Annotated in this window: 10 protein-coding genes; 3 read left to right on the forward strand and 7 right to left on the reverse strand. The window is 65.1% G+C overall.

Going from position 1 to position 12,705, the window contains the following annotated elements:
• Positions 1-35: 35 nt before the first annotated feature.
• Positions 36-761 (reverse strand): TetR/AcrR family transcriptional regulator, encoded by a 726-nt coding sequence (locus tag NXY83_RS20065; protein WP_258803943.1) that lies wholly within the window; start codon positions 759-761, stop codon positions 36-38.
• Between the two features lie 161 nt (positions 762-922).
• Between NXY83_RS20065 and ptsP the strand changes: the two genes are divergently transcribed.
• Complete coding sequence (gene ptsP, locus NXY83_RS20070) at positions 923-2,608, forward strand: phosphoenolpyruvate--protein phosphotransferase (protein ID WP_258803944.1); 1,686 nt, start codon at positions 923-925, stop codon at positions 2,606-2,608.
• Positions 2,609-2,641: 33 nt separating this feature from the next.
• Here the strand turns inward: ptsP and NXY83_RS20075 are convergent, their stop codons facing one another.
• Entirely contained in the window at positions 2,642-3,424 is a 783-nt protein-coding gene (locus tag NXY83_RS20075) for an alpha/beta fold hydrolase (RefSeq protein ID WP_258803945.1), read from the reverse strand.
• A 48-nt stretch (positions 3,425-3,472) separates the two neighbouring features.
• On the opposite strand from NXY83_RS20075, the gene NXY83_RS20080 reads away from it, so the two are divergent.
• A complete protein-coding gene (locus NXY83_RS20080) occupies positions 3,473-3,910 on the forward strand; it encodes a helix-turn-helix domain-containing protein (RefSeq protein ID WP_258803946.1) in 438 nt (145 codons plus the stop codon).
• On the opposite strand, the gene NXY83_RS20085 is transcribed toward NXY83_RS20080, so the two are convergent.
• Positions 3,907-5,127, reverse strand: coding sequence for a PucR family transcriptional regulator (locus NXY83_RS20085; RefSeq protein WP_258803947.1), 1,221 nt, complete (start codon positions 5,125-5,127; stop codon positions 3,907-3,909). The two genes, NXY83_RS20080 and NXY83_RS20085, sit on opposite strands and share 4 nt — an antisense overlap.
• Before the next feature lie 232 nt (positions 5,128-5,359).
• On the opposite strand from NXY83_RS20085, the gene ald reads away from it, so the two are divergent.
• Entirely contained in the window at positions 5,360-6,478 is a 1,119-nt protein-coding gene (gene ald / locus NXY83_RS20090; protein ID WP_258803948.1) for an alanine dehydrogenase, read from the forward strand.
• 16 nt (positions 6,479-6,494) lie between these two features.
• Here ald and NXY83_RS20095 read toward each other — a convergent pair whose 3' ends face one another.
• The 4 genes from NXY83_RS20095 to NXY83_RS20110 form a co-directional block, all read right to left on the reverse strand.
• A complete protein-coding gene (locus NXY83_RS20095) occupies positions 6,495-7,568 on the reverse strand; it encodes a Gfo/Idh/MocA family protein (protein ID WP_258803949.1) in 1,074 nt (357 codons plus the stop codon).
• A gap of 141 nt (positions 7,569-7,709) precedes the next feature.
• A complete protein-coding gene (locus NXY83_RS20100; RefSeq protein WP_258803950.1) occupies positions 7,710-9,428 on the reverse strand; it encodes an ABC transporter family substrate-binding protein in 1,719 nt (572 codons plus the stop codon).
• A 52-nt stretch (positions 9,429-9,480) separates the two neighbouring features.
• Entirely contained in the window at positions 9,481-11,718 is a 2,238-nt protein-coding gene (locus NXY83_RS20105) for an ABC transporter ATP-binding protein (RefSeq protein WP_258803951.1), read from the reverse strand.
• Positions 11,715-12,704: an ABC transporter permease gene (locus tag NXY83_RS20110; RefSeq protein ID WP_258803952.1), complete on the reverse strand. Its 990-nt coding sequence runs from the start codon at positions 12,702-12,704 to the stop codon at positions 11,715-11,717. Before NXY83_RS20110 ends, NXY83_RS20105 begins: the two co-directional genes overlap by 4 nt.
• Position 12,705: the final 1 nt, after the last annotated feature.

Here is a 12,705-nt window from a genome sequence, read left to right on the forward strand (position 1 = left end):
CTGGTGGAACCGGTTACGCACAAAGTGGTGCTGGCCTACGCCGGGCTGGTGGAGATCCGGTGCAGCCATTCGAGGAAGAGTTTGAGTTCCGAGCTGGAGAGCTGGTCTGAGTGCGAGGCCTGAAGTGCGGCGTTCAGGGCGATCGCTGCCACCACCACCGAGGATCTTCCGGTGTCCTCCGGGGCCTGGCCGCTGGCCGGCTCGGCGGACACCGCAAAGATCATGGCATCCCGGGTCATGGTGGACAGTTCGAGGTTCCGTTCGGAGGCGGGCTCCGCAATCAGCATCAGCGTCACGCCCACGTTCGCCGCCAGGATGGACCTGGCCGCTTCCCGGGGCTGGACGTTCAGCTGGCCCGCCGCCGCTGCCTTGTTCAGCATCTCCTCCATCAGGGCCTCCGCATCGGCAACGATGGCGGGGCGGCTTTCAGGGCGGATGTTGCCGAACATCACCAGGTACAGTTCCGGCTGGTTCAGTCCGAACTGGACATGGTTGTCCCACATTCTCCGGATGTCCTCAAGGGGATGTCCGGAGGGGGCGAAGTCCCTTTCGCCCGCGACATATTCTTCGAATCCCGCGGCGACGACGGCGTCGAAAAGACCTTCCTTGTCACCGAAGTGGTGGTACAGCGTGGGAGCTGTCACTCCCGCCAGCTGGGTGATCTGGCGGGTGGAGACGGGGGATCCCCCGGAGTTTGCCAGCAACTCCGCGGCAGCACGGAGCAGCCGCATTTTCGGGGGAAGCTGGCCATCCAAACTCATAACCGCTACCCTAGCACCTATAGCATTGCTATATGAACTGAATCACATACAATTTTTTTCAGGCACGTTCCCGCCTCCGGATGTAGCAGTCCTCCGGCGGACCCGGCATGGCGTCGGACATATCGGCGGGCCTGGCAACCGGCAGAGAATGAGGACCTTCAGTGCAGAACTTCCCAGGAGTAGGCGTCAGCCCGGGCCGCGTTATCGGCACCATCCGCAAGATGCCCAAACCGATCAGCGAACCTCCTGCCGGCGAACAGCTCCCGGCAGGCACTTCCGCCGAGGAAGCCACAGCAGCACTGAAGGCAGCCGCCCAGTCGGTGCACGACGAACTGAAGTCGCGTGCCGCCCACGCCTCCGGCGACGGCAAGGCGGTCCTTGAGGCCACCGCACTCATGGCCAAGGACACCATGCTGATCAAGGGTGCCGCCAAGCTGGTGGCCCGGGGAACATCTGCGGAGCGCGCCATCTGGGAATCCGGCTCCTCCGTCTCCGAAATGCTCCACAACCTCGGCGGCTACATGGCCGAGCGCGCCACGGACGTCCTGGACGTGCGCGCCCGGATCGTCGCCGAGCTGCGCGGCGTGCCCGCTCCCGGCATCCCTGCCTCAAGCACACCGTTCGTCCTGGTGGCCGAGGACCTGGCTCCGGCCGACACCGCAACCCTGGACCCCAACAAGGTCCTGGCACTTGTCACAGCAGGCGGCGGCCCCCAGTCCCACACCGCCATCATCGCCCGCTCCCTCGGACTTCCCGCCGTCGTTGCCGCGGTAGGTGTGGACGAGCTCCCGGACGGCACGGAAGTGTATCTGGATGGCGCCGCCGGCGCTGTCACCTCCGAGCCGGACGAATCCTTGCATGCGGCAGCGGAGGCCTGGGCGGCCACGGCTTCCCTGCTGGCCGAGTTCAGCGGTACCGGCGCGACGGCGGACGGCCACCTGGTGCCGTTGCTCGCCAACGTGGGCGGCGGCAAGGACGCTGAGGCCGCTGCCAAGCTCGGCGCCCAGGGCGTAGGCCTCTTCCGCACGGAGTTCTGCTTCCTGGAACGGGATACCGAACCCAGCGTCGAAGAACAGGCCACTGCGTACAAGAAGGTTTTTGACGCCTTCCCCGGCAAAAAGGTTGTCCTGCGCACGCTCGACGCCGGCGCCGACAAGCCGCTTCCGTTCCTGACTGATTCAACTGAACCCAATCCTGCCCTCGGCGTCCGCGGCTACCGCACCGACTTCACCACCCCCGGCGTCCTGGACCGCCAGCTGGAAGCGATCGCGCTGGCGGAGAAGCAGTCCGAGGCGGATGTGTGGGTCATGGCCCCCATGATCTCCACGGCGGAGGAAGCGGCCCGCTTTGCCTCCATGTGCGCGGACGCAGGCATCAAGACTCCCGGGGTCATGGTTGAGGTTCCCTCCGCAGCCCTCACTGCCGAAGCCATCCTGCGCGAGGTGGGTTTCGCGAGCCTGGGCACCAACGACCTCACCCAGTACGCCATGGCAGCCGACCGCCAGCTCGGCCCGCTCGCCAACCTGAATACGCCGTGGCAGCCTGCTGTCCTGCGCCTGGTGGGACTGACGGTTGAAGGATCCCACGCGGAAGGCAACAACAAGCCCGTGGGCGTCTGTGGTGAGGCCGCAGCGGACCCGGCCCTCGCCGTCGTCCTCACCGGCCTGGGCGTGAGCACCCTGTCCATGACGGCACGCTCCCTCGCGGCGGTCGCGGCAGTGCTCAAGACGGTGACGCTTTCCGAGGCGCAACAGCTGGCGAAGCTTGCGCTGTCCGCACCGAGCGCAACAGAGGCCCGGGCCTGGGTGCGCGAAAAGCTCCCGGTCCTCGAGGAACTGGGACTCTGACGCTGCCGGACCCCGTCGTGCCGGCGGGGTCCGTCAGGCCGTTACGTCGAATCCGTTCACGGCACGGACCCAGCCGCTGATGGCCTGGGCCGCGACCTGCGGAGCGGTGTGCTGGAAGACGTGGCCCTGGCCCAGGATCTCGGCCATGGTGCCCTGGCCAGCCACTGCAGCGAGGTTTTCGCACCAGGGGCGGCGGGCAATGGGATCCCTGGTGCCGCGGAGCACAAGCACGGGCTGGCTGACACCCGCCAGCCGTTCCTCCAAGGGGTATTCCATCATCACCGGAAGCTCCGTGAGGTACCAGCGGGGGCCGGCCCGGAAGTAGTCGCTGAATACGGTGGCGTTGGAGGACAGGGACTCGCTGAACATTGCGTCCCTGGTCAGCGCCAGCGCCTGCCGGGTTACCGACTTCCGGCCGGTCTCCACCACCGGGCCCATCAGGACTGCAGCGGCAACCAGCTCCGGCTGCTGCAGTGCCAGTTCCACCGCGAACTGGGTGCCCATCGAATGGCCTATGGGTACGTAATTGGAAACTCCGGCCTGCGCCAGGACGTCCCCCACAAACGCCGCGAATTCCTCAACCTGCAACTGCCGCCCGGGGGTGGACGACTTCCCAAAACCGGGCAGGTCGAAGGAGTAGACGTCCGCTTCATTTGCCAGTTCACAGTGCAGCCGGGCAAGGTAGCGGTGGGAGACCCCGATGCCGTGCAGCAGCACATAAGTTGGCCGCGCTCCGGCCTCCGCCGGCTGGACGGAGGCGTAAAGCTTTCCCTGCAAACCGCCGGACTCCACGTCCAGGCCACCAGATAATGCCATCAGCCGAGCATACCGCGCAGCCGGGGGGCGCAAAGGTAGGCTGGGGCCATGGCACTGATTGCTCCCAGGATGGCCGGCGCCCTCCCGCCGGAGGAGGCCGGGAAACTCCAGCAGGCCCTGGCCGGCAGTGACGACATCACCGTTTTCGTGGACGGCACCGTCCACCGGCTGCCGCCTCTGGCGAGGGACGCCGTCGTGGACCTCCTGCAGCGGTTCAGCCGCGGCGAGGCGGTGACCGTCAGCAGCGTCGAGGAAATGCTCACTACGTCGAAAGCGGCGGAACTGGCCGGCATTTCGCATACCTACCTGCGCAACATGACCGACCGCGGCGAGATCCCGGTGGAATACCGCGGCAGCCACCGGCGGATTCCGCTGGCAGCAATCATGGCCTGGCTGGACCGGCAGAAACTGGAGCAGCAGAAAAAGGACGCCCAGAAGAAGCCCGACACTCAGGAAACTCCTGGCCGGCAGGACCGGGAAGGCTAGATTCTGGGGCGGGCCGACCAGCGCCGCATCTTTAGAGCGGCATGGAGCTCCAGGCGGGGCAACCCCTTGAGTGGGTCGACGCCCAGGAGCTGGCGGATCCGGCCCAGCCGGTTGTAAATGCTGCTGCGGTGCAGGTGGAGCCTGGCGGCCACGTCCTGGACCGAGCCGTCGTTGTCGTACAGGAGCTCCAGGACCGGAATGAGTTCGCCGTTGCGGTCGTGGTCCTCCAGCATCCGGAAGTAGACGGAGCCCGAGTCCGCCCACGCGCCTACCCCTCCCCCCGCCGAGGCGAGCAATTGGTAGACCCCCGTGGCACGGCAATCCACCAGCTCGCCGAGTTGCGGGTCCACCGCCGCCGCCTGCGCCGCCAGTTTCGATTGCCGGTACGCCTCGGACAGCTGCCGGGTCCGGCTGAAGCCTTCACTGAGCCCCAGGATGATGCGGTGGACCGGACGGCCCGAACGTTTGGCGAGCTCCAGCTGATAGTGCACCAGGACCTGGGCATGGCTTGCCCGCCCCGTCGATTCCCGGAACAGCACCACCGAGTGCGTTTCGGTGCCGGCGCTGAACAGGGCGGCGTCCACCCCCACAGTGGCCTGGAGAGCCGTCGAGCGGTGGATCAGGGTGGATGCAATGGGATCCGGGCCGCCTGCCCAGCCGTCGGCGTCCAGGACTGTGACCATCTGCCAGGGCCCCTTGCCCTGGACTTCCTTCCACCCGGCCACGGCGGCCACCGCGTTCGGTTCACCGGCACACGCTGCCAGGAACTCACGCTCCCGCCCACGCCGGAACTCGGACTCGGCCGTGTTGGAATCCAGCAGGAGCCCGGACAGCATTTCCAGCTCATGGCTGACGGCCGGCAGCTGGGTGAGGATCGCCGTCGGGTTTTCGTCGGCGGAGTCCTGCTGCACCCAGAGATACCCCACGCGGAATCCGCGCACCATCAGCGGAACGCACACCCTGCCCAGCATGCCCAGATCCGGATTCGCAGGGACCACCACCGGGCGGACAGCCGTTGAAATGCCATGTGAAAGCTGCCATACGCTCACATCAGCAGGCACTTTCTTGCTCAGCAGGAAATTCACGCGCACCCGGTCAGCATGGGACTGGTTTGAGCTGTAGGCCAACAACACACCGTCCAGGTCCTCAAGCGAAAGCCCGCGGCCCAGCTTCTGCGCCACCTGCTCCACGAGCTGCTCCACACCCTGCTGCTGCATGGGCCAACACTACTGCTTCGGCGCCTCCCCGTCCGAACGGACACGAGGCGACACTTGACGCTTGCCGGCTCGACACTTGTCGAGTAGAAGGATGCAAAATCCGCGGAATCACGCGATTTCCTGACGTCGTCGATCCTTTACCATGTCAGCTGGCTCACAACGGGATTTATCGTGGAAACACAAAATCCTTCCGCACCTTCCGGCTGATCCGGCCGAGAACCTGGAGTCCACGATGATCATCGGCGTCCCCAAAGAAATCAAGAACAACGAGTTCCGGGTGGCCATCACCGCCGCCGGCGTCCACGAATTCCGCACCCACGGACACACGGTCCTGGTGGAGCGCGGGGCGGGACTCGGTTCAGGCATCACGGACGAGGAATACTCCATCGCCGGTGCCGAGATCGTCAACGAGGCAGACGACGTCTGGGCCCGCGCGGACATGGTGATGAAGGTCAAGGAACCCATCAAGGCCGAGTACCACCGGTTCCGCAAGGGCCTGATCCTCTTCACCTACCTCCACCTCGCGGCCGAGCCTGAACTCACCCGCGAACTCATCAACTCCGGCGTCACCGCCATCGCCTACGAAACTGTCCAGGAGGGCCGCAGCCTGCCGCTCCTGGCCCCCATGTCAGAGGTGGCCGGCCGCCTCTCCGTCCAGGTAGGCGCCTCCTCACTGATGGCCCCCGCCGGCGGCAAAGGCATCCTGCTGGGCGGCGTTCCCGGCGTCCGCCCCGCCAAGGTGGTCGTGCTGGGTGCAGGCGTTGCAGGGACCAACGCAGCCGCCATGGCCCTGGGCCTCGGCGCCGACGTCACCATCATGGACATCAACATCCACCGCCTGCGTGAGCTGGACGCCCAGTACCAGGGCCGGCTCAAGACCGTGGCCTCGAACAAGTACGAGATCGAAAAGTCAGTGGTGGACGCCGACCTGGTGATCGGCTCGGTCCTGATACCCGGCGCCAAGGCCCCCAAGCTGGTCACCAACGACCTCGTGGCCCGCATGAAGCCCGGCTCGGTCCTGGTGGACATCGCCGTGGACCAGGGCGGCTGCTTCGAGGACACCCGGCCCACCACGCACCAGGAGCCCACCTACCGCGTCCACAACACCATCTTCTACTGCGTCGCCAACATGCCCGGCGCCGTGCCCAACACCTCCACGTACGCACTGACCAACGTCACCCTGCGCTACGCCGTGGCGCTGGCCAACCATGGCGTCAAGGCCGCCTTCGACCGCGACCCCGCCCTGGCCGCGGGACTCAACATCGCGTCCGGCCACGTGGCACACCAGTCCGTATCGGCGGCACACAACCTGCCGCTCGTAGCGGACTGGCACGAACTGGTCTCCGCGTAGCCCTGGGGCTCCGCCCCTAACGGGCCATTGCAGCCAGCTCCCGTGCTTGTTCTATTAGTTTGAGGACCTCGACGGCGTCTTCCGGATTTACAGGAAGTGGCAGCTGTGAGGCCGTTCCGCCGTCGAGGATCTTCTCGGCAAGGAGCCGGTAGAACTCGGGATATGCTCCGCGCTCGGTGGGCAGGGCATCCAGGTGGCCGTCACGGCCCAGGAGCCCTGCCCACTCCGGCGCCTCCACTCCATATTCCGCGTCCAAGGGGCTTCCGCCGGCTGCGATGTAGGGCTCCTGCGGGTCCACGCCGTGCTTGGTAAAGCCGCCCACGGAACCCAGGACGCGGAAGCGTGGGGCCTGCTGGGCACAGAGCATGTTCATGGTGAGGTGGCTGAGCACGCCTGATTCGTGCCGCAGCACCAGGAATACGTCATCCTCCGCGCGCTCGTCGGACCGCCGTGCCCGGAGCTCCGCGTGGACCACCCCGGCAGGACCGAAAAGCTGGAGGGCCTGGTCGATCAGGTGGCTGCCCAGATCGAACAGTGCACCGCCTCCGTCCGCGGCCGTGGCCCGTGCTTTCCACACTTTTGCAATCATGGGTGACCAGCGCTCAAAGCGTGACTCGAACCTCGTCACGGTACCCACAGCGTCCACTTCCAGCAGCTTCCGCAGGGTCAGGTAGTCGCCGTCCCACCGGCGGTTCTGGAAGACGGCCAGCACTCTCCCAAGCTCTTCGGCCAACTGGATCAGCTCCTGCCCCTGCGCGCTGGTGACCGCGAACGGCTTGTCCACCACCACATCCAGCCCCGCTTCGAGGGCAGCCTTGGCGAGCGGGTGATGGGTGGCCGGCGGCGTCCCCAGGACCATGAGGTCCAGGTCGTCGGCGAGGTCCAGCACAGCGGCGGCGTCGGGCACTGTTTTCACCCCCGGGAAGCTGGTGGTGGCAGCCGCCTGCCTGCCGGCGTCGGACGTGGCGATGACGTCCAGCGAGTAGTCACCGTTCGCCGCGATCAGCGGAGCATGGAAGACGCTCCCTGCCAGGCCGTATCCGACGACGGCGGTACGGATGGTGCGCTGTGCGGCTTCAGTCCCGGTCATGGGACTACGCTACTCCGGACGCTCTCTCACTTCCTGCCCCAAACACACAAACGCTCTCTCACTTCCCGTCAAGCATCATCGGGCAGTGAGAGAGCGTTGCAGAAAAACCTGCAGTAAGTGAGAGAGCGTTACAGGGGCCTGTTACTTCTTTTCCCAGCCGATGGTGGTCCAGTCCGGAACCTGGGACAGGCTCTGGAACAGGGATGGACCGTAGTTGGCCAGGCCGGTGCGGACAAAGGAGATCTGCGGGCCGTTCATGACCACGCCCATGGAGAAGTACTTCGCCATGTGCTCCTTTTCCACTTCCATGGCTGCCTTGTTGCGCTCGGCGTTGTCCTCGATGGAGGCGAGGTCGGCGATCTTCTTGTCCAGTTCGGCGTCGCCGAGCTGGTTCTCGTTGGTCTTGGAGTCGTAGTACTGCTTCACGGCGGACGTGGCGTCCGCACCCACGGTGTAGCCGGAGACGCTCATGTCGAAGTCGCGGCCGCCGATGACCTTGCCGAAGTCCGCCGAGGCACGCTGGTCGATGCCAACGTCCATGCCGCCTGCCTGCAGCTGCTTCTGCAGGGTCTGGGTGAACGCGAGTGTGGTGGGGTCGTCGCCGAAGTTGCTGATCCTGAAGGCAGCGGGCTTGCCGTCCTTCTCCATGATGCCGTTGGCGTTCTCGGTGTAGCCGGCGTCGGTCAGCACCTTCTTGGCGGCCTCCGGACCGGTTTCCTTGACGGGGTAGTTGTCCTGGTAGTACTCGGAGAAGGGCAGCAGCATCATGGAGCCGGAGCTGGGCTCTTCCCAGTTAAGGCCGTTGAAGCGCACCTTGCGGAGGGCTTCCCGGTCCACCGCGGCGAAGATGGCCTTGCGGACGGCCACATCGGTGATCTTCTGGGCGTTGATGTTCATGCCGCCGGCGAAGAGGCGCTGGCCGCGGCGGACTTCGGAGTCCTTGGTGCCCTCAAGCTGCTTGTACAGGGCGATTGTGTTGGCAGACATCGCATCGATCTCGCCGTTCTTGAAGGCGGCGATCTGTGCGCTGGTTTCCAGCTGGCGGAACACCACGTTCTCCAGCACCGGCTTGTTGCCCCACCACTTCTCGTTCGGCACCAGCGTCACGGTCTTGGCGGCGGTATCGTACTGGTCCAGCTTGAACGGCCCTGCCATCCACTCCGGGTGCAGTTCCCCGTTGAAGCCCTCGTTGAAGATCTCCGGGGTGTTGACGGCTGGGTGGATCAGGCCAAAGAAGAGGTCCTCCAGCGGGTACACCGGCTGCTTCATCTTGACGATGACTTCCTTGTCGCTGCTGCCCGCCTCGACGGATTCGACGAACTCGTAGGCACCCGACGTGACGATGTCGTAGCCGGCGTCCGGGCTCTTCAGGATGTTCCAGGTATTCTGGAACGCCTTGATATCGATGGGCGTGCCATCGTTGTAGGTGGCTTTTTCATTGACCTTGATGGTGACAGTCTGGGTGCCGTCCACCATCTCGCTCTCCACAGACTCGCAGAAGTCCTTGTTCGGGGTGGCCTTACCCTCGAAGTCGACCTTCCAGCAGCCGCCGATGCCGCCGCTGTTCACGGCCACCGGGTTCATCGGAATCTGCAGCGCGGAGTTGTCTGCGCTGTTGCCGTTGTTGGAGAAACCGTTGAAGTCCGGACCGATGTTGCCCAGCGGAAGGGTAACCTTTCCGCCCTGTTCAAGATCAGCTGCCGGCTTTTCGTTGACGCTGATGAGCTTGGACAGGTCGCTGCCTGCCTCCTGCCCCTTTGCCGTTTCGGGCCCGGTGGCACCGCCACCACCGCCGCAGGCCGTCAGCGCCAGAGCAGCAGCAATGGCCGCAGCTCCGCCGATCCTGTTCAGATTCCTCATGGTTTTCCCTTCGTTGGTGCGGGTGGTGGTGCTTGTGATGGGTCGAATAATCCTAGGGCGCATGGTGGTCCGCCGAGTCGTGGACCACCAGCATGTCGTCGTCCAGTTCACCGTCCGGGAAGAAGCAGGCAAAGCGTTGGTCCGGCGAAGGCACAGGAGCCGCTTCCAGGGCCTGCACGGCCGGGGAGGGAGCAGCAAGTTCCAGTGGTGGCTCCAGAGTGAGGCACTTTTCCTGCTTCGCTGCCGGAAGCGCAGCGAAGACCGGGCAGCGGGTGGCGAAGTTGCAGCCCTTGGGAGCGTCCAGCGGTGAGGGAAGGTCGCCCTGGAGAATGATGCGTTCCCGGGTGCGCTCCAGCTGTGGATCCGGCACCGGGATAGCGGAAAGGAGGGCCCTGGTGTAGGGGTGGCGCGGGTTGTCGAAGACGCGGTCAACCTCGCCGATCTCCACAATCTTGCCGAGGTACATCACGGCCACCCGGTTGGAGATGTGCCGGACTACGGACAGATCGTGGGCCACCAGCAGATAGCTCAGGCCCAGCTCCGCGCGGAGCTTGTCCAGGAGGTTAATGACCCCTGCCTGCACGGACACATCGAGTGCTGAGACGGGCTCGTCCAGGACAACCAGCTTCGGGTTCACGGCCAGCGCCCTGGCTATACCGACGCGCTGCCGCTGCCCGCCGGAAAACTGGTTGGGGAAGCGGTTGACGTGGTCCGGCTGCAGGCCAACGAGCTTCATCAGCTCCATGATCCGCTTTTTGATGGCATGCCTGTCCATGCCGGCATTCTGGAGGGGTTCGGCAAGGACTTCGTACACCGTGAACCGCGGATCCAGGGCTCCGGTGGGGTCCTGGAACACCATCTGGAGTTCCCTTCGCATGGCGTTCCTGGTTTTGGCATCGGCAGCCTGCTTGTTGCTGATGCCCCCGATAACCACCTCGCCGTCCTGGTCTTTATGGAATTCCATGATTTCCAGGAGCGTGGTGGTCTTTCCGGATCCTGACTCGCCCACGATGGAGAAACACTCGCCCTCGCGGATGTCGAAGCTCAGGCCGTCCACGGCCTTGACAGTGCCGATGCGGCGTTTGAGCAGCGCACCCCTGGTCAGCGGAAAGTGCTTGCGGACATCCTTGAGCTGCAGCACGGTGGACCGCTCGTCCCGGGGGATGGAATCAAAGCGCGAGACCGGCACCGGCGGAGCCGCGAACACGTCCTGGACATTCACATCGGCGCCCAGGGCTTCGGACTTGATGCACGCGGCGCGGTGTTGCGACCCTCCCGGCACCGGCAGCAGCGCAGGTTCTCCGGCAAGGCAGGCGTCCGAAGCCAGCGGGCAACGCGGCGCGAACGAGCAGCCGGTGGGTGGGTGGATGAGGTTGGGCGGCATGCCCTCGATGGGCACCAGCGATGATTTTTCCGCGACGTCCACCCGGGGAACGGCACCCAGCAGGCCCATGGTGTACGGCATCCGCGGGTTGTAATAGATGTCGTCCACGGCGCCGCTTTCCACGGGCTTGCCGGCATACATGACCATGATGTCGTCTGCCATGCCTGCCACCACGCCAAGGTCGTGGGTGATCATTACGACGGCGGCGCCTGTTTCCTCCTGCGCCGTGTGGAGCACCTCGAGGACCTGGGCCTGGATGGTGACGTCCAGCGCCGTCGTCGGCTCGTCCGCAATGAGGACCCGCGGATTGTTGGCGATGGCAATGGCAATCATCACGCGCTGGCGCATTCCCCCGGAGAATTCGTGCGGGAAGGCTTTCAGCCTCTCTTTGGGGCTGGGTATCCCCACCATGGCCAGGAGATCGACGGCGCGGGCTTCTTTGGCCTGCTTGCTCATGGTGGGGTTGTGGATGGTGAGCGCTTCGACGATCTGGGTGCCCACCGTATACACGGGCGTCAGGGAAGACAGCGGGTCCTGGAAGATCATGGCCAGTTCATTGCCGCGGTACCCGCACATGGCCTTGTCGCTGAGGCCCAGCAGTTCGCGGCCCTTGAGCCGGACGGAGCCGGAGACCTCGGCGGTGGGGGGCAGCAAACCCATGATGGCCAGGGAGGTGACGGACTTGCCCGATCCGGACTCGCCCACAATGCCCAGCGTCTTACCGGGCATCAGGTCGAAGTCCACGCCGCGGACCGCATGCACCACGCCGTTTTCGGAGTTGAACCGCACGTTGAGGTCCCGGACGGACAGCACGGCATCGGCAGGGCCATGGAGTCCGGCAACGTGCAGCCGCTCAACCGGTGACCCTGCGGGCTCTGCCGGTCCGGTGGTGGTTTCGCTGCTCATGACGCCTTCTTCTTCGCGCGGGCGGTCCTGGCCTTGGTTTTCCTGGCGTTCCCCGTGGAACTGGAGCTGGGATCGAACGCGTCACGAAGGCCGTCGTTCATCATCGCCAGCGAGCCTGTGAGGAGGAACATCACCGTCAGGGGCACCCAGAACATCCAGGGGAAGGTCTGCACCTGGGAGGTGGCACCGCCGATCAGCACGCCGAGGCTGACGTCCGGGACCTTAATGCCGATTCCGATGAAGGAAAAGGCGACCTCGGCGAGGATGGCTCCGGTGACGCCGCGGGTAATGTCCAGGACCAGCAGCGAGCCGATGTTCGGCACCAGGTGCCGCCAGACGATGCGGCGTGGCGGAACACCCATGTACTGGGCTGCCTTGACGAAGTCCCGCTGCATGAGCGACATGGAGAGCGAACGGATCAGCCGGGCGGTTCCCATCCAGCTGAAGACCAGCAGGACAATGATCAGGAGCAGCCATGAGGGCAGGTCCCGTTTGAGCCCTTCCCCGCCGCCGCTGGTGGCCACCGCCACCACCAGGAGTGCAGGCATCATGATGAGTGCTTCAAGGACGAAGAGCATCACCTTGTCCACTTTGCCCCCGAAGTAGGCCATGGTGCAGCCGTAGACCGCGGCGATGAGGACCGAAACCAGGCCGACGATCAGGCCGATCAGGATGGAGATCCGGGTGCCTTCCACGGTCATCGCGTAGAGGTCGATGCCTGCCTGGGAGGTGCCCAGGTAGTGCTCGGCGGAAGGCGGCATTCCGATATTGAAGGGGTCGATCGTTTCCTTGTCCCAAGGGGTGAAGTACCCGCCCACAAAGGAGAAGATGGTCAGGGCAAGGAAGATGGCAAGGCCCGCCACGGCTGTCTTGTTGCGCAGGAAGCGGCGGAAGATGATGGTGGATTTGCCGATGACGACGTCGGCGCTTTCCAGGTGCGCGTCCTGGGCTACGGCTGCCGGGTCAACGGCGTTGAGGTTTGTCACG

This window comes from Pseudarthrobacter sp. NS4 (assembly GCF_024758005.1).
Classification (GTDB): domain Bacteria; phylum Actinomycetota; class Actinomycetes; order Actinomycetales; family Micrococcaceae; genus Arthrobacter.